Source organism: Leifsonia williamsii (assembly GCF_030433685.1).
Taxonomy (GTDB): domain Bacteria; phylum Actinomycetota; class Actinomycetes; order Actinomycetales; family Microbacteriaceae; genus Leifsonia; species Leifsonia williamsii.
The window spans coordinates 1728775-1755689 of the sequence record NZ_JAROCF010000001.1 but is presented as its reverse complement, the minus strand read 5'-3'; the positions used below and the strand labels follow the sequence as shown (position 1 = coordinate 1755689).

Sequence of the window (26915 nt, the reverse complement as noted above, 5' to 3'; positions counted from 1 at the left end):
GCCCTCCGGCCGCCCGTTCAGCACCGACCCACGAGCGAGACGATCCGCCGATGAGCCACCAGCCGACGACCGCTCCCCAGCCCGCCGACCGGGTCCGCCGGGGCGTCGCGAGCGGGCCGTGGCGCGTCTTCCTGCTGGCGTTCGGAGTCCTGTTCCTGCTCATGGGAGCCTACTCGACGGCCACTCCGCAGGGCGCGAGCCCGGACGAGCCCGCGCACGCCATGCGCGCATACGCAGCGGCTCACGGCCAGCTGTTCGGGCCCGACTCGCGCAGTGTCCCCGGCACCATCGACCTCCGGGTGTCCACCTACTTCGCCCAGCTCGAGTCGCACATGCCGTGCTTCAAGCGGGACATCACGCAGACCCCGGCCTGCGTCGCCCCCATCGCCGGAGAGGACCGTCCCGCGACCGGCCATTCCTCCACCGCTGTGAGCACGCCGGTGTTCTCCCTGGCGGTCGGCTGGCCGACGCTCGTGCTCGACGGCGCGAAGGGCCTGTACGCGATGCGCTTGATGAGCGCCGCGCTCTGCTCCGCGCTGCTGGCGCTCGCCTTCGTGGCGCTGCGCGGCCTCCCCCGGTTCCGCTGGGCGACGCTGGCGCTGGCGGCGGGCGTCACGCCGATGACCCTGTTCCTGAGCGGCACGGTCAACCCGAACGGGCTGGAGGTGGCGGCCACGGTCGCGGTCTTCTCGCTCCTGGTGGCGACCTTCTCGGCGCAGACCCCCCGTTCCGTGCTGGCGTGGCGGGTCGCGGGGATCGCCGTGGTCAGCCTCCTGCTCGTCAACACCCGGATGATCGCGCTGCTGTGGCTGCTGCTCGCGCTGGTCGCGGCGCTCCTGCTGTCGGACCGTGCCGTCCTCCGCCGCGTCTTCCGCTGGTGGCCCGCCTGGGTGGCCGTCGCCGTGATCGGCGTCGTGGGCGCCGCCGTCGCGCTGTTCTACCTGCGCCCCCGCCCGCTCACCCCCGCGTATCAGCCGACCGGCGCGGGCAGTACCTGGTTCGAGGGCTTCTCCTGGGCGGCCGACCAGACCGTCTCGTTCATGAACGGGTGGATCGCGCAGTTCGGCTGGATGGAGATCCCGGTCCCGGCGGTCTCCGTCGCCGTGTGGGCGTGCGTCGGCGGCGGACTGCTGCTCGTCGGCGTGACCCTGGGCCCTGTGCGGCTGCGCATCGCCGCCCTCCTGATCGGGCTCGCGATCGTGCTCGTGCCGCCGTTCTCGCAAGCGGCCGTGGTCCAGGTCGCCGGTTTCATCTGGCAGGGGCGCTACACCCTCGCACCCGCCGTCATGCTGCTCGTGCTCGCCGGGATCGGCCTCGACCGCGCGCTCCGCGAGCCCGGGGAGGACCGCCGCACCGCGCTCCTCGTGCGCGTCATGATCGTGCTGCTCGCCGTCGGCCAGGCGGGCGCCTTCCTCTGGATGCTGCGCCGGTACGTCACCGGCATGACGGCGACGACGACGTGGCTCGACCTCGTCAGGGCGCCGCTCTGGCAGCCGCCGGGCGGCTGGTTCCCCGTCACCCTGGTCGCCGTCCTGGCCGCCGCCGCGGGCGCTGTCCTGGTCGACCGGGCCGTGCGCGGCGGGCTGCGTGGCGGCGCGCAGGGCGGCCTGGGCGTGCCCTCCGTTCAGGGGTCCGTGCGAGAATAGTCGACCGACGGAGCCCGCCCGAGCCCGCCACCCCCGCCCGCCGCCCCCGATCTAGTACCGTGACTGCCATGCCCTTCTCTCTCTCCGACACGCTCGTCGTGATGCCGGCCTTCAACGAGGAGGAGTCGGTCGCCGCCGTCGTCGCAGAGGTCGAGGCGAAGCTGCCCGGCATCACCGTGCTCGTCGTCGACGACGGCTCTCTCGACCGCACAGCCGAGGTCGCCAAGGCGGCCGGGGCACGCGTCGCCTCCATGCCGTTCAACATGGGCGTCGGCGGGGCGATGCGGCTGGGCTTCCAGTACGCGAAGGAGAACGGCTTCCCCGTCGTCGTGCAGGTCGACGCCGACGGACAGCACGACCCGGACGGCGTTCCGAGCCTCCTGGCGGCCCTCGACGAGGCCGACCTCGTGATCGGTGCGCGGTTCTCCGGCCAGGGCGACTACGAGGTGAAGGGCCCGCGCCGCTGGGCGATGACCGTGCTGTCTCGGGTGCTCAGCCGCGTCGTCCAGTCTCCTCTCAAAGACACGACGAGCGGCTTCAAGGCCAACGGACCGAAGGCGGTCGCGCTGTTCGCCCACTCGTTCCCCGCCGAGTACCTCGGCGACACGGTCGAGGCGCTCGTGATCGCCGCCCGCGCGGGCCTGAAGGTCACCCAGGTGCCCGTGACGATGCGCCCGCGCGCCGCCGGCCAGCCCTCGCACAACCCGATCAAGGCCGCGGTGTATCTGGCCAGGGCCTTCGTCGCCCTGCTGGTCGCGCTGATGCGCCCCCGAACGGCTCTGAAGGAGACGGCGACCGCCTGATGTCCATCACCAGCTACATCTTCGGCATCCTCGCCGCACTGCTCACGCTCGGCGTGGTCATCGAGATGCTGCGCCGCGGCCGCATGCGCGAGCGCCACGCCATCTGGTGGATCATCGCCGGGACGCTGGCCCTGCTGGTCGGGGTCTTCCCGGTCATTCTGGACTGGTTCGCCCGCCTGATCGGCGTCGGGGCTCCGGTGAACCTCGTCTTCTTCGTCAGCATCGCCGTGCTGTTCCTGGTCTGCATCCAGCACAGCTCCGAGCTGACGACCCTCGAGAGCAAGTCGCGCACGCTCGCCGAGCGCAGTGCCCTGCAGGAGCTGCGCATCTCGCAGCTCGAGGAGCGGGTCGCGCAGCTCACCCGCGAGAAGGAGTAGCCCGCGTGTCAGGGGGGATGCGCCCGTTCCTCGCGGTGTGGGCGCTGCTGGCGATGCTGTCCGTCTGCTGGGCCTTCGCGACCCCGATCAGCGCCTCGCCCGACGAGCCCGCCCACCTGGTGCGCGCCGCCAGCGTCGCCCGCGGCGAGTGGGTGGGAACGCCCTCCCCCGACGGTCACCTCGTCAGCGTGCCCGGGTACGTCGCGCGGACGCAGCAGACGACCTGCTTCGCCTTCCACCCCGAGCTGAGCGCCGACTGCCCCGCCGCGGCGGGGGCCCCGCAGGACGACGACACCACCACGGCGGCGACCACGGCAGGACTCTACAACCCGGTGTTCTACCTCGCGGTCGGCTGGCCGACCCTCCTGCTCCATGACGACTCCGGCATCTACGCCATGCGGGTGGTCGGTGCGCTGCTCACGTCGCTGTTCGCCGCGCTGGCCTTCGCGGTGCTGTGGAGGCTGCCCCAGCGCCGAGCGGTCGTGCTCGGCTTCGCCGTCGGGGTCACCCCGGCGCTCCTGTTCCTGGGCGGCTCGGTGAACCCCAACGGCCTGGAGGCGACCACCACCCTGGCCGTGTTCGCCGCGATGATCGCCGCGGTCCTCGACCCCGATCCCGCCCGCCTGCCGCGCCGTGCGGCCCTCGTCGCGGTGGCCGGAGCGGTCGCCGTGAACACGCGCGGCCTGTCGCCGCTCTGGGTGCTGCTCGCCATCGCCCTGCCCCTGATCCTCGCGGGCCGCGACCGCTTCGCCGAGCTGTTCCGGCGCCGCAGCACGTGGATCGCCGCGGCCGTCGTCGTGGTCGCCACGATCGCGGCCGCGGGCTGGACCTTCGGCAGCAACTCGCTCCTCAACTCCGTCGAGAACCCGGAGTCGACGCCGCAGAGCTACCCGGGGACGGGCACCAACCCGCTGAGCGGCTTCTGGGTGACGCTCGTCCGGACGATCGAGTACGCGCACGGCGTGGTCGGCCTGTTCGGCTGGCTCGACACGCCCGCACCGCCCGAGGTGTTCTTCGTCTGGGCGGCGCTCGTCGGCGCGCTGCTGCTCGCCGCCTTCACGCTGCTGCGCGGGCGCCGCCTCGCTTTCGCCGCCGCCGTGCTGGGACTGTTCGTCGTGCTGCCGCCCGTGCTGCAGGCCGCCTACATCACCGGCGGCGGCATCATCTGGCAGGGCCGGTACGCGATGCCGCTGTTCCTCTGCCTCGTCATCGGCCTCGCCGTCGTGCTGGGCGAGGTGGTGCGCCCCGACGCGGCCGCATCGTGGTGGCGGCGGCTCACGGCCATCGTGGTCGTCGCGATCGCGGCGTCGCAGTTCTACTCCTTCGAGAACACGCTGCGCCGCTACGCGGTCGGCGAGGACGGCTCGCTCAAGGTCTTCCTGCTCGGCGCCCCGCCGTGGAGCCCTCCCGGCGGGACCCTGCTCTGGCTCGCGCTCGCGGCCGCGACGACAGCCGCCGGCGCCTGGCTGGCGATCAGGGCGCTGCGGAGGTCGGAGGCGACGGTCGCGGCTCCTGCGCCGGAGACCGCGGTCGGGGACGTACCACCGAAGGCGCAGACACAACAGCCCTGACGGGTCCGAATTACATGCATTTTTCCCTCGACCCACTAGGGTTGCGGCTATGCACGACGTTTGTGCCCGCTGTGAGCGCGGCTCGAGGCCCCTGACCGCGGTGTCGCCGGCCCCTGCACGGCTGCTCCGGTGACGGCCGTCGACGAGTCGGCGACCGCGCCGGCCCCCCCGACGCCGCAGCGGTCGCCGCGCCTGCGCCTGCGCCTGCGCCCGCTCCCGCACCCGCGGCTGCTCCCGCTCCTCGGCGCGCCATCGCGCTGGTCCGGCGCCCGCGCCGCCCGCTCCCCGCCTTCTTCGCGGCGTGGGCCGTGCTCGCGCTCCTCTCGGCGCTCTGGGCGTGGGCCACGCCGCCCTCGGCCTCGCCCGACGAGCCCGCGCACATCGTGCGCGCCGCGAGCGTCGTCCGCGGCGAGCTGTTCGGCGAGCCGTCGAAGGACGGCCACATCGTCGCCGTACCGCGCTACGTCGGTGACGCCCACCGCCTCACCTGCTCGGCCTTCCACCCCGAGCTCTCGGCCGCGTGCCCCCTCCCCGCCGCCGGCTCCCCGGACGACACGGTGCTCGCGCCGACCACGGCCGGGCTGTACAACCCGCTGTACTACGCGCTCGTCGGCTGGCCCACGCTGATCGCGCACGACGCGTCCGGCATCGTGGGGATGCGACTCGTCAGCGCGCTCCTCTCCTCGCTGTTCGCGGCACTCGCCTTCGCCGTGGTGTGGACCATGCGCTCACGCCGCGTGCCGCTGCTCGCGTTCGCCGTGGCGGTGACGCCGATGCTGCTGTTCCTCTCGGGCTCCGTGAACCCGAACGCCGTGGAGGCGACCGCCACCCTCGCGGTGTTCTGCGGCATGCTCGCGATCGTCCTCTCCCCCGATCCCGCCCGGCTCCGCGGTCGCGCGGCCATCGTGGCTGTCGCCGCTGTGCTGGCGGTCAACGCGCGCGGCCTCTCCCCCCTGTGGGTGCTCGTCGCGCTGGCGGTGCCGCTGCTGCTCGCCGACCGCAGTACCCTGCGCGCCCTGTTCCGTCGCCCGGCGGTGCTGCTCACCGCGGGCCTCATCGGCGCCGGCACCCTGGCGGCCGTCGCCTGGACGCTCGCGACCAACTCGCTCGCCAACGCGATCGCGCACCCGGAGGAGGCGCAGGCCTTCCCCCTCGTCGGCGCACCTCCGCTCACCGGCTTCTCGAACGTGCTGTTCGACACCGTCGAGTACGCGCACGGCCTGATCGGCCTCTTCGGCTGGCTCGACACACCCGCTCCCGGCATCGTGCTGTACGGCTGGGGTCTGGCGGTCGGCGCCATCGCGGTCGGTGCCCTGCTCGTGCTGCGCGGCCGGCGGCTGGCGGCCGCGATCGCGCTGATCGCCGCCTTCGTGCTGCTGCCGCCGCTGGTGCAGGCCGCGTACATCCACGGCGGCGGGATGATCTGGCAGGGCCGCTACGCCCTCCCGCTGTTCCTCTGCCTCGTCATCGGCGTCGCCGCCCTGCTCGCCGACCAGCCGTTCGCCGACGGCGCGGCGTGGCGACGACTGCGAGTGCTCGTGCTGATCGGTGCGGCGGGCGGACAGCTGTGGGCGTTCGCCGCGGCGCTGCGGCGCTATGCGGTCGGGTCGGCCGGCTCGCTGCACACCTTCCTGTTCGGCGATGCGGCGTGGGCGCCCGTCGGCGGCGTGCTGCCGGTGCTCCTCGCGACGACGGCCGTGATCGTGGTGGCGGCCCTCCTGCTGCTGCGGGCCACCGACCGCGAGGCCGATGCCCTGGTCATCGACCCGGCTGTCGCCCCTGCCGTCAGACCGGCTGCAGCAGATCGCGCAGCACGTCGAGCCATCCCCGGCTAGCGAACCGCGGATACCCGCCGGCGAGTGCCAGCCGCAACACCGGGACCGCGCGGCGCAGCCGGTTCTCGGGGAACGCAGCCCGCGTCTCCTCGAACTCCGCCTTGCGCTCGGCGAGCGCGCGGTACTCGGTCGAGACGCCCTCCCCCTGCGCCAGCCGGTCGGCCAGCAGCCGCGACCGCACGGCGAGCTGCCGGTTGCGGTCGCCGCGGCGCCCCAGCACGCGCGAGATCTTGTGCCCGAGCGTCGGGTCGCCCGCGCCGATCTGGTTCTCGTCGTGGCGGCGGTAGCGGGTCAGCGGCCGCTCGCTGAGGTCGAGCCGCTCGCGCGCGGCGGCCTGCACGGCCAGCCACTCGTCGTGCACCCACTCGCGCGGGAACGGGAGGGCGAGCTCCAGCAGCCCCCGGTCGATCATCGCGGTCGCGCCCGTGACGAGGTTGCGCCGGACGAACGCCTCGAACGCGCGGCCGGAGTGCACCGCAGCCCGCTCCGCGTCGCTGACCTCGAGCACGCCGAACAGTGTCCCGCCGACCGGCATCCCCGCGTCGTCGATGAGCAGCGCGTCGGTGTGCAGCAGGGCGAGCCCGGGCCGGGAGGCGAAGAAGGCGGCCATGCGCTCGAGCTTGTCGGCCTCCCACTCGTCGTCCTGGTCGCTCAGCGCGATCAGGTCACCCGAGCACGCCTGCAGCGCCTGCTCGAAGTTGCCGGTCACGCCGAGCGGCTGGGCGTTGCGCAGCACGACCAGCTCAGGGGTGGGGGCGCCGGTCGCCCGGTGCGCCCGCACCTCCTCCTCCACGATCGCCAGCGTCGCGTCGGTCGAGCCGTCGTCCGAGACGACGAGCTGGTCCGCCGGCCGCGTCTGCGCGAGGATGCTCGCGACCTGCCGCCGGACGAACCGCGCGCCGTTGTAGGTGCAGAGGGCGACCGAGAGGGTGGTCACCGCCGCCCCAGCCTGCTCCGCACCTTCTTGACGACGACAGCAGGGCCGCCGTTGCGCATGTAGTGGAAGAACAGCCCGACGTCGTGCCGGAGGCCGTGCTTCTTGCGCCGCGTCGACGCGCGCTTGACCGGCTGGCCGGTGCCCACGACGCCACGTGCGACCAGGTCGGCGGCGTGCCGCGGGTCGGCGACGAAGTCGACGAGCGGTCGTAGCACGACGCTCCAGAAGTAGCGCTGCCGCACCCGGGCGACGTTGCGCTTGGCCGCCGCGATGAACTTCTCGTCGTAGAGCACCTTCTCGAGCGCGGCGGCGAGGGCCGCGACGTCGCCCGACGGCACGACGACGCCGAGCTTCTCCTCCTCCACGAGCTGGGCGAAGTGGTCGCCCTCGGTGACGACCATCGGCAGCCCGGCCCAGAGGTAGTCGAGGATGCGGGTGCGGAACGAGAACGTCGTCTCCACGTGCGAGAAGTGCGTCGAGACGCCCGCGTCGGCCTCGGTCAGGTAGTTCTGCCGGTCGGCGTAGTCGACCCACGAGCTGTTGAAGAACACCGAGCGGTCGAGCACGCCGAGGTCGCTCGCGAGCTGCCGCGACTCCGCGACGATCCCCATCTCGGGCACGCCGGGGTGCGGGTGCTTGGTGCCCTGGAAGAACAGCCGGACGTCGTCGTGCGTCTCCGAGAGCCGCGCGACGGCCTCGATCAGCGACTTCGGGTCGAACCAGTTGTAGAGGCCGCCGCTCCAGAGCAGCAGCTTGTCGGTCTCGGAGATGCCGGGCAGCACGCCCTTGAGCACCGCGCGCTCGTGGGCGGGCGGCGTCTCGGAGAGGCCGAACGGCACGACGTCGATGAGGCCCTCGAGGTCGGGGTCGTCCGCATAGTTGGCGGGGTTGATCCGGCCGAGGCCGGCGAGCTGCCCGAGGTAGAAGTGGCGCTGCCGCTCGGAGGCGCAGAGGAAGAAGTCGCCGCGCTCCAGCTGCTCGTTGAGCACGTCGGTGGCGTCGCCCACCTGCTTGTCCCACTGCTGGCGCCCGAGCTCGCGGCCCTGCTCCAGCTGCTCCAGGTGCATCGGGTCGTAGACGTCGGCGACGATGATCTTGTCCGTCTTGCGGAGGCTGTCGAACAGCGCCATCGCCAGCCCCTGGAACACGATCACGTCGGCCTCGCGCTCGTACGGGCGCATCGCGCGGTCGTCGCCCGGGCGCACGTGCACGACGTCGAACGGTGCGGAGACCGGCTCGACACCCGCGAGCGAGACGAGCGTGACGAGGTTGTGCTCGGCCAGCGCCTCCGCCATGCTCCACGCGCGGATCGCGGGGCCGGCCATCTTGGCGCCGATCGGGTCTCCGGTGACGATCAGCACGCGGGTCACGGCCGGGCTCTCGGTGACCGGGAAGGCGGTGGCGAGCTTGTCGTAGCCCTCGAGGTAGTGCTCGTCCGTGTACGACGGGGCGTCGGTCTCGCCGAACAGCGACCAGATGCGGGCGTCGGTGACGACGCGGGTGGACTGGATGCGCTCGCGCTCCTCCACCAGGCCGGGCAGGTTCTCGACGAACTGGTCGATCGCGTAGACGGCGGCGACCGTCTCCTTCGAGATCTCGGCGGTGGGGTCGTTGGAGGCACCCTTGCGGAGGTCGTACTCGGTGGAGTCGAGGCCGCCCTTCGCGACGCCGCGGCGCACCGTGAGGGCGAGCGTGGCGGGCAGCGCGACGGCGAGCGCCTCGTCACCGAGGTTCTTGTACTGGGTGAAGAGGGCGTTGCGCTCGAGGAGGTAGCTCTCCTTGAACGAGCCGAAGGACGACATGGAGGCGTGGTGCTTGTGGTACGCCAGCGACGCGGGCTCGTACACGTAGCGGTGGCCGAGCAGGTTGAGCCGCCAGCCGAGGTCCACGTCCTCGAAGAACATGAAGTAGCGCTCGTCGAAGCCGCCGAGCTGCTCGTAGACCGACCGGCGCACGAACATGGCGGAGCCGGTGCCGAAGAGCACGTCCTTCGGCACGTCGGGCGTGGTCGGGACGGGCTGCGCGGTCAGCGGCTTGTAGCCCTGGCCGAACCAGGTCATCGCCGAGCCGATGTAGTCGACCTTCTCACCGTCCCAGTCGAGGACGCGGCTGGCGACGGCGCCGACGCGGTCGCTCGACTCGAACCGGGCGACGGCGGCCGACACCCAGGCCGCGTCGGGCTTCGCGTCGTTGTTGAGGAACGCGATGTACTCGCCGGACGCGTTGCGCACGCCCAGGTTGCAGCCGCCGGCGAAGCCCAGGTTCTCCTTGGACTCGACGAGGACGACGTGCGGGGCCTCCCGGCGCAGGCGCTCCGCGCTGTCGTCGCCGGAGGCGTTCTCGACGACGACGATCTCCAGCCGGTCGGCGGGCCAGTCGAGGCGGCCGAGGTGGTCGATGGCGGTCAGCGTGTCGTCGGTCCCGCGGAAGTTCACGAGGACGACAGAGACGACTCCGGGGCGCGTGGTGGGCATGCGGTCCTTTCGCGGGCGTGTCAGCAGGTCAGCCTACCAACCGGGCCCTGGACGCGGCCCGGAACGGCTGCGCGGCGCCCGGGATCGTCAGCGGCCGATTGCTAAGCTGGCGCAGTCCCCGCCCCCGACCAGAGCACCGAGGTACCCGCATGGAGCCAGAGACCGCCGCCCCGGCCGAGCGCCGAGGATTCGCGGCCCGGCTGCTGTCGCGGGCCTCGATCGGTCCGGTGATCCTCATCATCGCCTCGCTGCTGATGGGCATCGTGCACGTGCCGGGGCACAAGGGCGTCTCCCCCGTCGACGAGTACGTCTACATCGACTACTTCGCCAAGGTCTCCAGCCAGCTGGTCGTGCACCGCGGCGAGGAGACCGGCATCACCGCACGCCAGGAGCTCGGCTGCCGCGGCCTCCGGCTGCTGCAGCCATCGCCCGACGCCCGCTGCGAGCTGAAGAACGCGAAGAACGACTCCCTCTTCCCGTTCGACGGCGCGAGCTCGGCGTATATCTACACGCCGCTGTACTTCGGGATCACGCGCATCCTCGCGCAGCCGCTGATCTGGGCCGGCGTCGGCCTGGTCGACGCCGGGCGCTTCGTCGGCGCCATCTGGCTCGCCGCCGCCGCGCTGTTCCTCTACCTGGCGCTGCGGCGGCTGAAGGTGCACCCGGTCGCGGCGACCGGCATCGGGCTGCTGATGATCGGCTCGCTGCCCGCCTACTGGTCCAACACCTACATCTCGACCGATGCGACGGCCCTGTTCGCCGGCGGTCTCATGCTCTACCTCGCCGCCCGGGTGGACGAGGGGCGCGGGAGGCTGTGGTTCATCCTCGGCGCGGCCTTCGTCACCCTGCTCAAGGTGCAGAACCTGGCCGCGGTCGCCGCCGCGATCCTGTTCCTCGTGCTGCGCGCGGCCGTGCTGGCCTACCGGACGCGGGGCTCCCGTGCGGGCTGGGTCGGCCGCACCTTCGCCGACCGGCGCGTGATCACCTCGATCATCGCGCTCGCGGCGGCCTTCGCCGGGCAGCTGGTGTGGCTCGCCATCTCCAGCGCGATCGCGATCGGTCCTGCTCCCGACATGGGCGTGAAGGTGCGCCCGCTGGGCCTGACGCAGATCATCCTGCAGTCCGGCCTGTTCCTCGACGGCGCCACCAAGGGCGTCGGCGACATCACCACCTTCCTGCGCGGGCCCGGCCTGATCTCCAACTACGCCGTGTCGTTCATCGCGGTCGCCGGGGCGATCGGCCTGCTCATGGCCTCGCGCTGGGGCACCCGCCGCAACGCGCTCGCGGTCGCCACCTTCGTCGCGGCCGTGGTGTCCGCGCCGCTGCTCTCGGCGGTCACCTACGTGACCCTCGGCACCTACGTCGACCCGCCGCCCGCGCGCTACGGGATCTCGATGGTGCCGTTCTTCCTCGCCTGCGCGGCCCTGCTGCTGGCGAAGCGCCCCTGGCCGCGCTGGATCATGGGCGGCGTCGGCGCGTTCGTGTTCATCGCCTCCCTGTTCATGCCCCAGGGGTGAGACGGTGACGCGCATGAAGGGGGACATCGCGTCGACGGATGGCAGTACGGCCGCGCGCCCGAGGTTCCCGTGGCGGCTGTTCGCGGGCGTCTTCGCCGCGCTCTTCGTGCTGCTCGGCGCCTGGTCGGTGGCGACGCCGATCTACGCGGTCCCCGACGAGCCGTCGCACACGGTCCGCGCGACCGCCGCCGCCCACGGGCAGCTCGTCGGCGACGGCAAGTACTTCCAGGCGCCCGGCTACCTCTACATCCCGGGGGCCGGCTCCTGCTACTGGGGCAAGCTCGACCAGACGCCGGCGTGCGTCGGGGAGTCGCCGTACGGCGGCGAGCTGCGCCGCACCCTCAGCACGGCCGGCACCAACAGCCCCGTCTACTACGTCTGGACCGGCCTGCCGTCGCTCGTGCTGACCGGCGAGCCCGCCATCCTGGCCATGCGGCTCTTCTCGGCCGCTCTGGTGGCCACCCTGCTCGCCGCCACCGCCGTGCTGCTGCGGGCCTACCGGGCACGCTGGGCCCTCGTCATCCCGCTCGCCGCCGTCACCCCCGAGCTCGCGTTCCTGGGCGGCGCGATCAATCCGAATGCGGTGGAGGCAGCGGCGGCCGGCGCGCTCTTCGCCGCACTCCTCGTGCTGGCCAGGAGGCGGCCCTCCGGCTGGCTGCTCGGCTTCGGCTCGGTCACCGCGGTGGTCGCTGCAGCCTTCGTCACCGGCGGGCGCAGCCTCGGGATGCTGTGGGTGCTGGTCGCGGCGGTCGGGGTGATCGTGCTGCTGCGTCGCGCGGACTGGCACGCGCTGGTGCGCCGCACCTCCACCTGGGTGGTGCTCGGACTGCTTGCGGTCGTGTGCGCGGGCCAGCTGTTCTGGTTCACGCGACCCGGCAACGGCGTGCAGGCGCAGCTCCAGCCGACGCCGGGGAGCCGGCTGACCGTCGCGCAGAACATGCTCGAGAACACGTTCGTGTACCTCCGGCAGCTGACCGGGCAGTTCGGCACGATGGACGTGCCGGCGCCCGAGGGCGTGCAGACCTTCTGGACCGCGCTGTTCCTCGCCCTGGTCATCCTCCCGCTCGTGCTCGGCCGCGGCCGAGAGCGGTGGGTGACAGCCGGCTTCACGGCGGTCTGGGTGCTCGTGCCGGTCGTCGTGCAGGTCGCCCTGTGGCGGCAGGTCGGCGACGTGTGGCAGGGCCGGTACATGCTCGCCGTGCTGCTGCTCACCGCCATCGCGGGCGGGCTGGCGCTCGACGCGCGGCCGCGCAGCGAGGTCGCCGGCTCCGGGACCGCAGCGGCTTCTCCCGGCGTGATCGCCGTGCTGCGCACACTGCTCGTGCTGCTGGCGGTCGGCCACCTGGCAGCGTTCGTGTACACCCTGCGCCGCTACGCCGTCACCAACAGCTCGTGGGTCGACTTCCTGCTGCACCCGCAGTGGCAGCCGCCGGCCGGGACCGTCGCACTGACCGCGATCGTCGCCCTCATGCTGGTGTGCGCGGTCGTCGCCGTGTGGAGGTCACTGCCGGCGCTGTTCGCTCCGTCGCCCGATCAGGGCGACACCCACGGCGGCGCCGCGGTCGGCAGCGCGTTCGCCTCCGGGTCGCACAAGAAGTCGTAGATCCCGTCGAGGGCGGCGTCCCAGTCCGAGTGCGCCGCGTCGATCGTGGCGAGCCCGCCCCGCTGGATGCGCTCGCGGGTCGCGGCGTCCCTGACGAGCTCGTCCAGCCCGGCCACGACCTCCTCGTAGGTCATCATCGTCGTGCGCGCGTTCTCGCCCGGCTCGAACAGCCAGCGGAACCACGGCGAGTCCGGCACGACCATCCCCACGCCGCTCGCCATGAGCTCCAGCGGCAGGTAGGAGGGGTGGCGCGAGATCTGCAGCGTGATGCCGATGTCGGTCTCGCGGTACAGCCGCCCGGTGGCCCGGTAGTCCAGCAGCCCGAGGTCGATGAAGTCGGCGCTCGGCGGGAGGTACTTGGCACCGGCGGCGATGATCCGCACGCCGTCGCCGTAGCGGCGCTTGATCTCGCTCAAAGCCGCGAACACCAGCTCCCAGCAGTTGCGGAAGTGGTCGCGCGCGTACGCGAAGATCGTGACCGGCTCGCCCTCCGCGCGCTCCCTCCGCCCCTCGGCATTGAACAGCTCGCGGTCGACCGCCGGTGAGAACCAGGTGGCCGTACCGCCGTAGCCTCCGGCGTAGATGTCGTGCATGCTGCGGGTGTTGCAGATGCCGTACAGGCCCAGCCGGTACGTCTGCTCGGTCATCGCGAACATCGTGCTCGCCGGGTAGAACGACGGCTCGTAGTCCTGGATGAGGTAGAACTTGCGCGGGGTCCCCGGCGTCTTCGCCACATCGCGGGCGGTCAGCCAGAACGTCGCGATGGCGGCGTCGGCGGGAGGCACCGCAGCGAGTCCTTCGTCGGTGCCGTAGTAGTTGCCCACCTCCGACCCGGCGAGGCCGGGGAAGGCGGCGACGATGGCCGACTCGTAGAACTCGTTCGCCGGGTCGCCGTTGACGAGGAACCGGTTGTGCACGCCGTGGTCGCGGGCGAGCTTGTCCGCCAGCCGCAGGGTCGTGTTGACGCCGCCGAAGAACGGCAGGTCGAAGCCGGGCAGCAGCCAGTTGATCGTGCGCACCTCGCGGCGGCCCGTCGTGGCGCGGTGCGACGCGACGACCGCGTCCACCTCCTCCGCCGTGATGGTGGCGAGGGTGAGCAGCGCGGTCGCGTCCTCCGAGATGGTCGACTGCTGCGCAGACGAGCGGAAGGGGCGGCCGAGCCCGGCCATGGCCAGCTCCAGCGGGGTGGGGTCGTCGGCGGCGGCGAATCGCGGCACCTCGGTGAGCCGGCACAGGTTCGGGGAGCTGTACGGGTCTCCCCCGGCGAGCCACGGCTGGTAGCGCCAGTAGCTCGCGAACGAGTCGGCCCGGGGCGCGTGCGCACCGCGGGTCAGCGACTCGAAGTGACGGACCGCGTCGAACGGGATGACGACGTTGCGCCGTCCGCGGATCACCTGGTCGAGGCCCAGCACGACATCGCTGCCGGTGAGCTGGAAGCGCTCGTCGAAGCCGCCGATCTCCTCGAACAGCTCCCGCCGGATGCCGACGCAGGCCGCGGTCACCGCCAGCGAGTCGCGGTACCAGCGCAGGGGGCCGAGCAGACTGTCGTCCTCCGGCGCCATCCCGGCGAAGAGGTTGGCAGCGAAGCCGCCGGGGCCGAGCGTCACGCCGCCGTGCTGCACCAGCCCGTCGCCCGTCCGGAGCTGGAAGCCGACGGTACCGACGCCCTCCCGCGACAGCATCCCCACGAGCTCGCGCAGCCAGCCCGCGTCCACGATCTCGGTGTCGTCGTTGAGGAAGACGAGCACCTCGCCGTCGGTGCCGCGCGCGGTGACGTTGTTGACCCGGGAGTAGTTGAACGGCTCCTCCGTCCACCAGACGTGCCGCAGCGGCAGCCCGAGGTCGAGCTCGGCGTACCAGGCCTCGCGCTCCTCCGTCTCGCCGCCGTTGTCGACGACGGTGACGTCGAACGCCGGGTAGTCGGTGGTGGCGAGGCTCGGCAGCAGGCGGTCGAGGTTCTCGCGCGAGTGCCGGGTCGGGATGACGATCGAGACGGTCGGCCAGGTGTGCGGGACGAGCTGCACCCGCACGACGCCGTCGACGACGCGGGCCTGAGCCTCCTCGCCCCGGTCGCGCAGCGCGGCGGCGACCATGGCGGCGTCGTGGTGGGAGGCGGTGAGCCGCTCTGCGCCCGGCTCGCTCAGCAGCACGTGCGGCACCCGCCCGACGGTCGCCTCCGACAGCTCGGCGCCGAGCAGCAAGCGCCAGACGCCGTGGTCGTCGAGCGCGAGGCCGTTCCGCTGCAGGGCGTCGGAGGTGCGGATCGCGAAGGCCCGGCCGAGGTAGTTCGCGCCGAGCATCGTCTCCGGAGACCAGGAGGGGCGGAACCGCGGCGACACCCGCTCCCCCTCCCCGTCGATGCGGTCGGAGTCGAACGCGATCACCCGGCGCACGGGGTCGACCCGGTGCTCCTTCGCGATCTGCTCCAGCGCGTTCGGGTCGAGCACCGATCCAGCCCGCAGGAAGAGCGTGAAGTCCTCCTCCGCACCCGGCAGCAGGTCGCGCAGCGGCGTCCCGATGGGGGCGACGAGCGTCCGCGCGACGATCGAGGACTGCGCGTTGACGCTGTCCACCGTCGCCGCGACGGCCAGGACGGTCTCCTCGTCGAGCTCCGGCCCCCGCTCCACGATCACGAGGAAGCTGGTGTGCTGGGCGCCCTCCGGCAGCGGCTCGAGCGGCGGCTGCTGCGCGCGCCACTCGGCGTAGTCGGTCAGGCCGGGGCCCTCGCGGACGATCTCGGGGGCGGGCGGCTGCAGCTCGGCGCGGAAGGTCTTCGCGGCTTCCTTGCCCGCGTGCAGCGCCTTCCTCGGAGCCGATCCGGTCGGGAGCAGGCGGCCGAGCGCACGCCGGGGGCCGCTCATCCAGGCGTTCATCCGGCCCAGTCTAATCAGGCCCTCTGCTTAGACTGTCCTGCGGGAGGCGGCACGTGAGACTTGCGATGACCCTGATGGTGCGCGACGAGGCCGACATCGTCGGCGCCATGATCGACCATCATCTGGCCCAGGGCGTCGACACCCTGATCGTCACCGACAACGGCTCGGTGGACGGCACGAAGGAGCTCCTCGAGGACTACGCGGCCCGCGGCCTGCTGGTCCTGCACCACGACCCCGAGCACCGCAAGCAGCAGGCGCCGACCGTGACCCGCATGGCGCGCGAGGCGGCGACCGAGCACGGCGCCGACTGGGTGATCAACGCCGACGCCGACGAGTTCTGGCTCCCGCGGGCCGGCGGCATGACGCTCAAGAAGGCCTTCTCCGGCATCCCGACGAGCATCCAGGCCTTCGACGTGCCTGTGCACGACATGATCGGCCCGGCCGCCCTCGCCGGCACGGGCCTGCAGCGCCTGCTGTACCGCGACCTCCGGAGCGTGGAGGCGCTCCAGCGGGTGGGCCTCAAGGCGCACGCCACCCACGACGCCGTGCACATCGGCGACCCCGAGGTCGAGGTCGTGCAGGGCAACCACTTCGTGAGCCTCGAGAACCGCGGCCCCGTCCCCGACGGCTTCGAGGTGGAGGTGCTGCACTTCCCGTGGCGGTCGTGGTCGCAGTACAGCCGCAAGGTGCGCAACGCCGGCTCCGCGTACGAGAACTCCGAGCTCACGCCGAGCCCCAACCACCACGGCATGCGCGACTACCGCCGCCTGCAGGACGGCGTGCTCTACCCCCTGTATCTCTGCCGTCACCCCGGCGAGGAGGAGCTGGCCGCCGGCATCGCCTCCGGCGAGTACGTGCTCGACCGCCGGATCGCCGACACGGTCGCCTCGCCCGTGGCCGACGAGCCGGTCGACCACGTGACCGAGCCGGCCGAGCGCGCGGTCGGGCTCGCGATCGCCGACCTGGACCGCCGGCTGTCGCTCGCCGACGACCGCGCCGCCCGGGCCGAGGCGGACGCCGCCGCGGCACGTGCCGAGCTCGGCCGCACCACGGAGGAGCTGCGCGCTCTGCACGCCCAGCTCGACCGGGTGCTGTCCCGCCGCGTGGTCCGCGCCGTCGACGGCGCGGCCCGGCTGCTGCGCCGCGGGCGCTGAACGCGCGCTCACGCAGGGTCGCGCGCATCCAGCCGTCTCGCCGGTTGCGGTGGTAGCCTGCCCAGCGGCTTTCGCGCTCTGCCGGAAACGCGGGCGAGAGTCCCGTCCGTGATGGCAGAACGTGCTGCCGCCGCCGCCATCCAGACGCGCCGTCATCCGGCGCCGCGTCGCCAGACACAGGGGAGCCCATGCCGTCCATCGAGCCGCTCGACCAGCCGGCCGCGACCGACCGCCGCCGCATCCTCGTCGTCACCCCGGACACGCTCGGCGTCCGCATGGCCGGCCCGGCGATCCGCGCCTGGGAGATCGCGACCGCGCTCTCGGAGTTCGCCGATGTGCGCCTGATCTCGACCAACAAGGCGGAGGGCGTCAGCAGCGAGCGCTTCCACGTCGCTTTCGCGGACGACCAGCGTCTGCGCACCCACGTCGACTGGGCCGAGGTGCTCGTCTTCCAGGGCCACACCCTCCGCAGCCACCCGTGGATCAAGCAGACCGACACGATCATCGTCGCCGACATCTACGACCCGATGCACCTGGAGCAGCTGGAGCAGGGCAAGGACTTCGATCCGGAGACCCGCATCGCCGTCGCCGTCGACACGGTCGAGGTGCTCAACGACCAGCTCGAGCGCGCCGACTTCATGGTGTGCGCCTCCGAGAAGCAGCGCGACTTCTGGCTCGGCCAGCTCGCGGGCCTCGCACGCATCAACCCGGCGACCTACGACCGCGACCCCAGCCTCCGCTCGCTGCTCGGCGTCGCGCCGTTCGGCGTGCAGAACGAGCCGCCCGTGCAGAAGACGCACGGCATCAAGGGCACCGTCCCCGGCATCGGGCCCGACGACAAGGTGATCATCTGGGGCGGCGGCATCTACAACTGGTTCGACCCGCTGACCCTGATCGAGGCCGTCGCCGTCGCGCGCCGCAACCACCCGGACCTGCGCCTGTTCTTCATGGGAGCGGCGCACCCCAACCCCGACATCCCCGCGATGGCGATGGCCGTGGAGGCGCGTCGCCGGGCCGAGGAGCTCGGGCTCACCGGCGAGGCCGTGTTCTTCAACGAGTCGTGGGTGCCGTACAACGACCGCGCCGACTACCTGCTCGACGCCGACCTCGGCGTCAGCACGCACTACGAGCACCTCGAGACGGCGTTCAGCTTCCGCACGCGCATCCTCGACTACCTGTGGGCGTCGCTGCCGATCATCAGCACCGACGGCGACACCTTCGCCGGCATCATCCGCGGCAACGACCTCGGCCGCGTCGTCCCCCCGGAGGACGTGGAGGCGCTGGCCGCGGCGATCGAGGAGCTGCTGTACGACGACGAGGCGCGCCGGAGCATCGCGGCCAACGTCGCCGCGTACGCGCGCGACCACACCTGGGAGCACACCCTGCGCGACCTCGTCGACTTCTGCAAGGACCCCTCCCCCGCGCCCGACCGCGTCGCCGGGATCGAGTCCGAGCGCACCCGCATCACCAACGACCTGCTCAAGCGGGTCCACGGGCTCGAGTCCAGCTCGTCCTGGCGCCTCACCCGGCCGATGCGCGCGGTCTCCGAATGGGTGGCCGCGCGAGGCCGCAAGCTATAATCCATCGAGCCCCCGACAAGATTGACGACTGAATGACTGCACAGGATCGATACCGTGCGCTGTCCGCAGAACGCATGGTGACGGTCGGCGGCGACGACAAGACCGGCGGCTCGTGGGCGGCGCTCCGCGACATCTTCGGCCATCGCGAGCTGCTCTCGCTGCTGGTCCGCCGTGACCTCAAGTCGCGCTACAAGGACAGCGTGCTGGGCTTCGTCTGGACCCTGGTCCGCCCGCTCACCCAGCTGCTGATCTACGCGATCGTGATCGGCCAGGTGCTCGGCGCGGCGCGCGGCATCCCCGACTTCGCGATCTACGTGTTCACCGGGCTCACCGCCTACGGCCTGTTCAGCGACATCATCAGCGGGACGACCGCCTCCATCGTCAACAACGCCGGCCTGATCAAGAAGATCTACCTGCCGCGCGAGATCTTCCCGCTCGCGAGCGTCGGCTCGGCGGGCTTCAACTTCCTGATCCAGTTCGCCATCCTGCTCGTGGCCACGATCGTCATCGGCAAGCCGCCGCTGCACGACGAGACCTGGTACCTGATCCCGTCCGTGCTGCTGCTGCTGGTCTACGGCACCGCGTTCGGTCTGCTGCTGGCCGCGATCAACGTGTATCTGCGCGACGTGCAGTACCTCGTGGAGGTCGTGCTCCTTCTCCTGCTCTGGGCCTCCCCGATCGTCTACTCCTGGAAGATGGTCCGCGACGCCCTGGGCCACGGCATCTGGCTCGACATCTACACCGACAACCCGGTCACCCTGGCGGTGCTCGGCTTCCAGAAGGCGATGTGGGTCGGCGGCCAGGGCACCGCCGTGTACCCCGATCAGCTGCTGCTGCGCATGGGCATCGCGTTCGTGATCGGCATCCTGCTGCTCCTCGGCTTCCAGCGGGTGTTCGCGCGCCTGCAGGGCAACTTCGCTCAGGTGGTGTGACATGACTTCCACGACGACAGGCTCGCTCGCGCGCGGGACCGACGAGACCCCCGAGATCGTGCGGGTCACCGACGTCTCCAAGCGCTTCGTCATCCGCAAGGACAACTCGCTCAAGGAGCGGCTGGTGGCGTTCGGCCGCGGCCGCCAGCACCGCGAGGAGTTCTGGGCGCTCGACCACGTCGACCTCAGCATCCAGGCGGGTCACACCGTCGCGCTGATCGGCCACAACGGCTCCGGCAAGAGCACGCTGCTCAAGGTCATCGGCGGCATCATCGAGCCCACCAAGGGCAGCGTCGCGCGCCGCGGCCGCATCGCCGCCCTGCTGGAGCTGGGCGCCGGCTTCCACCCCGACCTCACCGGCCGCGAGAACGTCTATCTCAACGCCTCCATCCTCGGCCTCAGCCGGGAGGAGACGGAGGAGCGGTTCGACGAGATCCTCAGCTTCTCGGGCATCGGCGACTTCATCGACACGCAGGTGAAGTTCTACTCGTCGGGCATGTACGTGCGGCTCGCGTTCGCGGTCGCCGTGCACACCGACCCCGACCTCCTGCTCGTCGACGAGGTGCTCGCGGTCGGCGACGAGGCGTTCCAGCGCAAGTGCCTCGACAAGATCCGCTCCTTCCAGCAGGAGGGGCGCACGATCATCCTGGTGACCCACAACCTCAGCCAGGTCACCGAGCTCGCCGACCGGGCCATCCTGCTCAACCGCGGCGTCGTCGTCTTCGACGGCGAGCCGGGCGACGCCGTCACCGAGTTCCGCAACATCCTCGAGGGCCGCCGGGTGGTCGAGGCGGAGGCCGAGGCCGCCGTGCAGGCCGCCAAGGGCGGCGACGCCCACATCGAGCACGGCCGCGTCATCGAGGCGCGCGCCTGGGCCGACGGCCGCGAGCAGGGCGAGCCGGTGCAGCCGGGCGACGACCTGCGCATCGAGGTCACCCTGGAGCACGACGAGGGCATCGACGACTGGATGTGCGCCATCCAGATCGACAACACGCTCGGCCAGCCCGTGTACGGCACCACGACCGCGCGCATCGGCTCCGACCTGGGCCGTCTGCGCGAGCGCCGGACGGTCGGCTTCCTGCTGCGCGACGCCCGCTTCGGCGCCGGCAAGTACTTCGTGAACGCCTCACTGATGGACAACGCCGGGCGGCACCTGTCCGACATGCCGCAGGCGTGCTCGTTCGACGTGCCGTACTACCCGCTGGCCGTCGGGATGGTGCACGCGGTCCCCGAGGTCGTCGAGGCGTCGGCCTGAACGGGGTGGACGCGCGCATGAGCCCCTCCGTCCTCGTCGTCACGGTCACCTACAACTCGGCCGACACCATCCGGCCCTTCCTCGACTCGCTCGCCGAGGCCGGGCACGCCGACGAGGTCATCGCCGTCGACAACGCGTCGACCGAGGCGGAGGAAGTCGGCGAGCTCGTCCGCGCGGCCGGGCACCGCTTCGTCGAGCTGGACCGCAACGCGGGCTACGGCGGCGGCGTGCGCGCGGCGGTCGAGGCGGCCTCCACGGCGCCCGACTACATCCTCGTCGCCAACCCCGACGTCGTGTTCGCCCCCGGCGCGCTCGACGCACTGGTCGCAGCGGGTGAGCAGGAGCCGGGCGCCGGCTCGCTCGGACCGAAGATCCTGGAGGCCGACGGCCGCATCTACCCGTCGGCCCGCCGCCTCCCCTCGCTCCGCACCGGCGTCGCCCACGCGCTGTTCGGCCGCATCTGGCCCGGCAACCCGTGGACCGTGAAGTACCGCGCCGAGCGCGAGACCGAGACCCGGCGCGACGCCGGCTGGCTCTCCGGCGCCTGCCTGCTGCTGCGCGCCTCCGCCTACCGCGACGTCGACGGGTTTGACACCGGCTACTTCATGTACTTCGAGGACGTCGACCTCGGCGACCGTCTCGGCCGCGCGGGCTGGCGCAACGTCTACGTGCCGGAGGCCGTGGTCACCCACACCGGCGCGCACTCCACCTCCCGCGCCCGGCGCGCGATGGAGAAGGCGCACCACGACAGCGCCTACCGCTACCTCTCGCGGCGCTACTCCGCCTGGTACTTCGCGCCGCTGCGGCTCGCCATCCAGCTGGGCCTGTGGGGCCGGCTGTGGTGGGTGTCGCGATGACCTCCTCCGGCCCGGTGGCGTTCGTCCGCCGTGCGGTCTCCGCGGTCCGCTGGCGCGTCGCCATGCGGCAGTATCGCGCCGGGCGGTTCGCGTCGCGCACGCTGCTGCGGCACGGGGAGCCGGGCGAGCTCGCGGTCGTCATGTGCCTCTGGAACCGGCGCGAGCGCATCGACGCCGTGCTCACCCAGCTCGACGCGCAGCAGGGCCCGCGCGTCCGGCTGTTCCTCTGGAACAACCGGCCCTCGGACGACGCCTGGTACCGCGAGCGGATCGCCGCCTACCGGGCGCACGGCGCCCTCGCCGAGGTCACGCTGATCAGCAGCCGCGAGAACGTCGGCGGCCTCGGGCGGTTCTTCGTCGCGCGGAGGCTGTGGCTGAGCGGCTACCGCGGCCCGTTCGTCATGCTCGACGACGACCAGGACGTCAGCGACCACCTCCTCACCGACCTGCTCGCCGCCTCCGGCCCGCGCACCATCGCCGGCTACTGGGCGTGGACGATGCAGGGCGACTACTGGGCACGCACCCCCGCAGAGCCCGGCGACCGGGTCAGCTATGTGGGCACGGGGGGCTGCGCGTGCGACATCGACATCGTCGCCGACCTCGCCTTCTTCACCGAGCTGCCGCGCTACTTCGCGTTCCTCGAGGACATCTGGATGTGCGGGTACGCCCGCAAGCGCGGCTGGGTGCTGCGCAAGGTCGACACCCCCATCGAGTTCGTCCTCGAAGAGACCAACCAGCACCACACCCTCGCCGAGCGCAAGGCCGAGTTCTACCGCTACCTGCAGCTCGACGACGCCTCCGCCTGACCCGCAGCCGCGGCGTCAGCAGGGGCGGAAGGCCGCCACGTCGGGCGTGAGCGACGCTGGGCCGCCGATGAGGACGACCTTCGACACCTTCATCCGGGCGATGTCGTTGCCCACCGAACGCGGCAGGCACCACGACGGCGCGACGAACAGCGGCGCCTTGTTCTTCGCTGCCAGCACCGAGCCGGAGAGCGCGTCGGGGAAGTCGATGCCCGAGGCGACGTACGCGGTCGAGGCCGTCGTGAACTGGTTCGAGTTGACGAGGTGGCCGGTCTCGAATCGGTCGGAGCCGCCGATACGCGTGACCGTGATGCCGGAGTCCTTGAGGGACTTGTCGAACGACGGCGCGATCGCGGAGGCGCCGCCGACTACAAGCGCCGCGCTCAGCTTCGCCGTGCGGATGAACGACGCCGTCGCCGCATCCGGAGCGCCCCACCCTGTCACGAGGACCACGGGCCGCCCCTTCACGCCGGATGCCGACGCGGCCGACAGCGCGTCCGGGAAGCTCAACCCCGAGGCGAAGGAGGCGCTGACCGCCGTCGGGAACGCGTAGCGGGCCAGCTTCCGTGACGTGTCGAACCGGTCGGCCCCGGCGATGCGGACGACGTTCTTCTGGATGCCGGCGAGCGTCTTCTGCACATTCGCCGAGATGGCGCTGGTTCCGCCGACGATGACGATCTTCTGCGGCTTCAGCCGTTTGATCTCGGCCGTCACGCTCGCCGGGATGCCGGTGGGCAGCGTGAGCAGCAGCGGCCCCTTCTCCTTCGCGGCCGCCGGCCCTGCGGCGATCGCGTCGGCGAAGACGACGCCGGAGGCGATGTAGACCGCGGCGACGCCCGCGGTCGGGTACGCCGCCTTCGAGACGGCCACCGACGTGTCGAACCGGTCGGCGCCTTGCACGCGGCTGCTCGTCGGCGACCCGTTGAGGGCGGACGAGTGGAGCAGCGTCTTGCAGCCGAGCGACGTGTTGCCCGACGGGTTGCCGGCGATGGCGATCGCGGTGATGCAGGCCGAGTACTGCCCGTCGCCCTTCAGCGGGACGCTGGCGGTGAAGCCGTGCGCGGCTCCGGCGTTCGGGTAGGCGTTGCCCACGTCGGGCCGGCTCCTGTTGGCCGCGACCGTCGTGGTCGAGGTCCCCGACGGGGTGTTCCAGCTGATCTGGACGTTGATGGAGGCGTTCACCAGGCTCGGGTCGATCGTCCAGCCCGAGACGGTGAAGGCGGTGGTGCTCAGCGTCGCCGACTCGTAGTTCCCGATCGGCGCGGAGTTGCTCGTCGGCGAGCCGAACCAGTCGGAGTAGAACGCCCAGAAGTTCCGGTTCCCGTACGCCGAGCAGGCGTCGCCGGTGCCGTAGAGGTTGGCGAGCGCGGCGGCATTCGGCTGGTAGGGCGTGTAGTAGTACAGCGCAGCGGTCGCCTTGTTCTGAACCAGCACGTTCCCCGCCCCGCAGCCGGTCTTGGGCTCGTTCCACATGATCGCGCTGACCTTGCCGACCGGGATCCAGGTGAAGCTCTGGGAGGTGCCGGGCGGGTTGCCGTAGCGCTTGAACTGCCAGGCGGCCTTGTACACCTGGTTGTAGAACCCGAGGGTCGACGGGTCGCAGGCGGCGGTGTCCGGGCAGGCGAAGCCGGTCGCCTTCTGGTACTGCCCGGTGGTGGGCCAGGTGTCGGTCACCAGCCCCTGCTCCTTCTGCAGCAGCACGAGCAGCACCTTCTGGCTGATCCCGCAGGCCGAGCCCACCTTGGCGATGATGGTCGCCGCCGTCTCGTTCGCCGCGCCGGTGTATGCGGCGCACATGGCGTCGGCGGCGCGGTTGGTCGTCGTCTGCCGGTAGTCCTTGAGGCAGGTGTACCCGGCCCTGCACGTCGCCACCTTGGCGTTGAGGAACGACTGGATGGAGGCGGCCGTCAGCGCCGAGCCGTTGTAGAAGTTGGCGTCGCTGATGATGTAGCCGGGCTCGAAGTCCGCGGCGGACGCCGCAACGGCAACCTCCGGCTTCACGGCGAGACCGCCGGCGAGCACCAGCGCGGCGATCGTCAGGAGTGCGGCGCCGAGGCGCGAACGGGTCCGGAGCGTCAACACACGATCGAGCCTACTGAGCCGATACATGCATTACAGGTATTTGGCCCCGGCCCGGTCGATCACTCCTGCTCGAGCAGGTGGTTCAGGTAGGTGCCGTAGCCGCTCTTGACCAGCGGCGCCGCGAGCTCCGCGAGCCGCGCGTCGTCGATCCAGCCGGCCCGCCACGCGATCTCCTCGATGCAGCCGACCTTGAAGCCCTGCCGGTCCTCGATGACGCGCACGTACTCCGACGCCTGCATCATCGACTCGAACGTCCCGGTGTCGAGCCAGGCGGTGCCGCGGTCGAGCACCTGGACCTGCAGCGTGCCCGCCTCCAGGTAGCGCTCGTTGACCGTGGAGATCTCCAGCTCGCCACGGGCGCTGGGCTCGATGGTCTTGGCGATCTGCACCACGCTGTTGTCGTAGAAGTAGAGGCCGGGGACGGCGTACTTGCTCTTCGGCTGCGCAGGCTTCTCCTCGATGGAGATGGCCTTGAAATCGTCGTCGAACTCGACGACGCCGTAGGCCTTCGGGTTGCTCACCTGATAGGCGAAGATCACCGCGCCGTCCACGTCCGTGTGGGTGCGCAGGTTCGAGCCGAGCCCGGTGCCGTGGAAGATGTTGTCGCCCAGCACCAGCGCGACCGACTCGTCGCCGATGAACTCCTCGCCGATGATGAACGCCTGCGCCAGCCCGTCGGGCGACGGCTGCACCGCGTACTCGATCCGGATGCCGAGGTGGGAGCCGTCGCCGAGCAGCGCGCGGAACTGATCGTTGTACTCCGGCGTCGTGATGATGAGGATCTCGTCGATCCCGGCCATCATCAGCGTCGACAGCGGGTAGTAGATCATCGGCTTGTCGTAGATCGGCATGAGCTGCTTCGAGATGCCCTTGGTGATGGGCCACAGCCGGGTGCCGGATCCGCCGGCCAGGATGATTCCGCGCATGGGGAGAGTCGTTCCTTACTTGTCGTCGAGCGAGGCGTAGAAGGCGCGCGCCGCCTCCCAGGTCGGCAGGAGGCCCTCGTCGCGCGCCTGCGCGAGCCCGGGGGCGTCCGTGTCCTTGGGCGAGAGGAGCAGCTCGTCGGCCGACACGGGGAACTCCAGCGCGATGTCGGCGTCGAGCGGGTTGATGCCGTGCTCGCGGGTCGGGTTGTAGGTGTCCGTCACGAGGTAGCTGACCGTCGCGTCGTCGGTCAGCGCCACGAAGCAGTGGCCGAGGCCCTCGGCGACGTAGATCGCGCGACGGTCCTTGTCGTCGAGCAGCACGCTGTCCCACTGGCCGAAGGTCGGCGAGCCGACGCGGATGTCGATCACGAAGTCGAGCACGGCGCCGTACGGGGCCATGACGTACTTGGCCTGGCTCGGCGGGATGTCGGCGAAGTGGATGCCGCGCACGGAGCCGCGCCGCGACACCGAGAGGTTGCCCTGACGGAGGTCGAGCCGGTGGCCCACCGCCTCCTCCAGCCGGTCGAAGCGGTACCACTCGGTGAACAGGCCGCGGTCGTCCGCGTGCTGCTTGGGGGTGACCTCGTAGGCGTCGGGGATCGAAAGTTCTCGGATCTGCACCCCGGGAGTCTACCAATGAGGCCTTCACGGTAGACTCGTCGGCGGTCCATCGACAGAAAGCACCCATACCTCCATGAAGATTCTCGTCACCGGCGGCGCCGGGTTCATCGGCTCCAACTTCGTCCGCCGCACCCTGCAGGACGCGTACCCCGGTCTCGAAGGCGCAGAGGTCGTCGTGCTCGACGCGCTGACCTACTCGGGCAACCTCGCCAACCTCGCGCCGGTCGCCGACTCACCGCGCTACACCTTCGTGAAGGGCGACATCCGCGACGGCGGCCTGCTCGACGAGCTGTTCCCGAGCGTCGACGCCGTGGTCCACTTCGCCGCCGAGTCGCACGTCGACCGCTCCGTCCGCGACGCGTCGATCTTCGTCGAGACCAACGTGCTCGGCACGCAGCAGCTGCTCGACGCCGCGCTGCGCAACGACATCAAGCGCTTCGTCCACGTCTCCACCGACGAGGTCTACGGCTCCATCGCCGAGGGCTCGTGGGCCGAGGACCGCCCGCTCGAGCCGAACTCGCCGTACTCGGCGTCGAAGGCCGGCAGCGACCTCCTCGCCCGCAGCTACTTCCGCACCCACGGCCTCAACCTGTCGATCACGCGCTGCTCGAACAACTACGGGCCGTACCACTTCCCCGAGAAGGTCATCCCGCTGTTCGTCACGAACCTCATCGACGACAAGCACGTGCCGCTGTACGGCGAGGGAAACAACATCCGCGACTGGCTGCACGTCGACGACCACACCCGCGGCATCGCGATGGTGCTCGTGAACGGCCGCGCCGGCGAGGTCTACAACATCGGCGGCGGCACCGAGCTGACCAACAAGGAGCTCACCCAGCTGCTGCTCGACGCCACCGGCAAGGACTGGTCGTACGTCGACCGCGTCGCCGACCGGCTCGGCCACGACCTGCGCTACTCGGTCGACATCTCCAAGATCCAGAGCGAGCTGGGCTACGAGCCGCAGGTGCCGTTCCAGCAGGGTCTGGCCGACGTCGTGCAGTGGTACCGCGACAACCGCGACTGGTGGGAGCCGCTGAAGGCCCGTGCCGCGCTCGACAACTGAGCGGGG

General features: G+C 71.4%; 20 protein-coding genes. 14 read left to right on the top strand and 6 right to left on the bottom strand.

Going from position 1 to position 26915, the window contains the following annotated elements; genetic code table 11:
- The first annotated feature begins 50 nt into the window (after positions 1–50).
- The 5 genes from P5G50_RS08210 to P5G50_RS08190 all read left to right on the top strand — a co-directional run bounded on the left by P5G50_RS08210 (position 51) and on the right by P5G50_RS08190 (position 6232).
- On the top strand, positions 51–1646 hold the full coding sequence (locus tag P5G50_RS08210) for a DUF2142 domain-containing protein (protein ID WP_301211054.1): 1596 nt from the start codon (positions 51–53) through the stop codon (positions 1644–1646).
- A gap of 68 nt (positions 1647–1714) precedes the next feature.
- On the top strand, positions 1715–2449 hold the full coding sequence (locus P5G50_RS08205) for a glycosyltransferase family 2 protein (protein ID WP_301211057.1): 735 nt from the start codon (positions 1715–1717) through the stop codon (positions 2447–2449).
- The gene (locus tag P5G50_RS08200) at positions 2449–2826 is read left to right on the top strand and encodes a DUF2304 domain-containing protein (protein ID WP_301211058.1); all 378 of its coding nucleotides are present in this window, start codon (positions 2449–2451) and stop codon (positions 2824–2826) included. The genes P5G50_RS08205 and P5G50_RS08200 overlap by 1 nt, the downstream gene beginning before the upstream one ends.
- Before the next feature lie 5 nt (positions 2827–2831).
- Positions 2832–4397, top strand: a complete 1566-nt coding sequence (locus tag P5G50_RS08195; RefSeq protein ID WP_301211061.1) for a DUF2142 domain-containing protein — start codon at positions 2832–2834, stop codon at positions 4395–4397.
- A 308-nt stretch (positions 4398–4705) separates the two neighbouring features.
- Complete coding sequence (locus P5G50_RS08190) at positions 4706–6232, top strand: DUF2142 domain-containing protein (protein WP_301230581.1); 1527 nt, start codon at positions 4706–4708, stop codon at positions 6230–6232.
- Here P5G50_RS08190 and P5G50_RS08185 read toward each other — a convergent pair.
- Positions 6183–7169, bottom strand: coding sequence for a glycosyltransferase family 2 protein (locus P5G50_RS08185; protein ID WP_301211064.1), 987 nt, complete (start codon positions 7167–7169; stop codon positions 6183–6185). The two genes, P5G50_RS08190 and P5G50_RS08185, sit on opposite strands and share 50 nt — an antisense overlap.
- Entirely contained in the window at positions 7166–9643 is a 2478-nt protein-coding gene (locus P5G50_RS08180; protein WP_301211065.1) for a glycosyltransferase, read from the bottom strand. Before P5G50_RS08180 ends, P5G50_RS08185 begins: the two co-directional genes overlap by 4 nt.
- Positions 9644–9792: 149 nt before the next feature.
- Here P5G50_RS08180 and P5G50_RS08175 point away from each other — a divergent pair, with 149 nt between their 5' ends.
- The gene (locus P5G50_RS08175; protein ID WP_301211067.1) at positions 9793–11160 is read left to right on the top strand and encodes a hypothetical protein; all 1368 of its coding nucleotides are present in this window, start codon (positions 9793–9795) and stop codon (positions 11158–11160) included.
- Between the two features lie 13 nt (positions 11161–11173).
- Positions 11174–12763: a DUF2142 domain-containing protein gene (locus tag P5G50_RS08170; RefSeq protein WP_301211070.1), complete on the top strand. Its 1590-nt coding sequence runs from the start codon at positions 11174–11176 to the stop codon at positions 12761–12763.
- On the opposite strand, the gene P5G50_RS08165 is transcribed toward P5G50_RS08170, so the two are convergent.
- A complete protein-coding gene (locus P5G50_RS08165; protein WP_301211072.1) occupies positions 12694–15636 on the bottom strand; it encodes a rhamnosyltransferase WsaF family glycosyltransferase in 2943 nt (980 codons plus the stop codon). The genes P5G50_RS08170 and P5G50_RS08165 overlap by 70 nt on opposite strands.
- A 65-nt stretch (positions 15637–15701) precedes the next feature.
- Between P5G50_RS08165 and P5G50_RS08160 the strand changes: the two genes are divergently transcribed.
- The 6 genes from P5G50_RS08160 to P5G50_RS08135 all read left to right on the top strand — a co-directional run bounded on the left by P5G50_RS08160 (position 15702) and on the right by P5G50_RS08135 (position 22220).
- Positions 15702–16790, top strand: coding sequence for a glycosyltransferase family 2 protein (locus P5G50_RS08160; RefSeq protein WP_301211074.1), 1089 nt, complete (start codon positions 15702–15704; stop codon positions 16788–16790).
- A 188-nt stretch (positions 16791–16978) separates the two neighbouring features.
- Positions 16979–18370, top strand: a complete 1392-nt coding sequence (locus P5G50_RS08155) for a glycosyltransferase family 4 protein (RefSeq protein ID WP_301211077.1) — start codon at positions 16979–16981, stop codon at positions 18368–18370.
- A 32-nt stretch (positions 18371–18402) separates the two neighbouring features.
- A complete protein-coding gene (locus tag P5G50_RS08150) occupies positions 18403–19302 on the top strand; it encodes an ABC transporter permease (RefSeq protein ID WP_435870855.1) in 900 nt (299 codons plus the stop codon).
- 1 nt (position 19303) lies between these two features.
- A complete protein-coding gene (locus P5G50_RS08145; RefSeq protein ID WP_301211081.1) occupies positions 19304–20557 on the top strand; it encodes an ABC transporter ATP-binding protein in 1254 nt (417 codons plus the stop codon).
- A 17-nt stretch (positions 20558–20574) separates the two neighbouring features.
- Positions 20575–21414 (top strand): glycosyltransferase family 2 protein, encoded by an 840-nt coding sequence (locus tag P5G50_RS08140; RefSeq protein ID WP_301211083.1) that lies wholly within the window; start codon positions 20575–20577, stop codon positions 21412–21414.
- Entirely contained in the window at positions 21411–22220 is an 810-nt protein-coding gene (locus P5G50_RS08135) for a glycosyltransferase family 2 protein (RefSeq protein WP_301211085.1), read from the top strand. The genes P5G50_RS08140 and P5G50_RS08135 overlap by 4 nt, the downstream gene beginning before the upstream one ends.
- Positions 22221–22235: 15 nt before the next feature.
- Here P5G50_RS08135 and P5G50_RS08130 read toward each other — a convergent pair whose 3' ends face one another.
- Genes P5G50_RS08130 through P5G50_RS08120 form a run of 3 tightly spaced genes read right to left on the bottom strand, consistent with a single transcriptional unit; the run spans position 22236 to position 25846 of the window.
- Positions 22236–24299: a cell wall-binding repeat-containing protein gene (locus P5G50_RS08130; RefSeq protein ID WP_301211087.1), complete on the bottom strand. Its 2064-nt coding sequence runs from the start codon at positions 24297–24299 to the stop codon at positions 22236–22238.
- A 59-nt stretch (positions 24300–24358) separates the two neighbouring features.
- Positions 24359–25225 carry a glucose-1-phosphate thymidylyltransferase RfbA gene (gene rfbA, locus P5G50_RS08125; RefSeq protein ID WP_301211088.1) on the bottom strand — a complete coding sequence of 289 codons (867 nt, stop codon included), beginning with the start codon at positions 25223–25225 and terminating at the stop codon, positions 24359–24361.
- A 15-nt stretch (positions 25226–25240) separates the two neighbouring features.
- A complete protein-coding gene (locus tag P5G50_RS08120) occupies positions 25241–25846 on the bottom strand; it encodes a dTDP-4-dehydrorhamnose 3,5-epimerase family protein (protein ID WP_301211090.1) in 606 nt (201 codons plus the stop codon).
- A gap of 73 nt (positions 25847–25919) precedes the next feature.
- Here P5G50_RS08120 and rfbB point away from each other — a divergent pair, with 73 nt between their 5' ends.
- Positions 25920–26909 carry a dTDP-glucose 4,6-dehydratase gene (gene rfbB / locus P5G50_RS08115; protein WP_301211092.1) on the top strand — a complete coding sequence of 330 codons (990 nt, stop codon included), beginning with the start codon at positions 25920–25922 and terminating at the stop codon, positions 26907–26909.
- Positions 26910–26915: the final 6 nt, after the last annotated feature.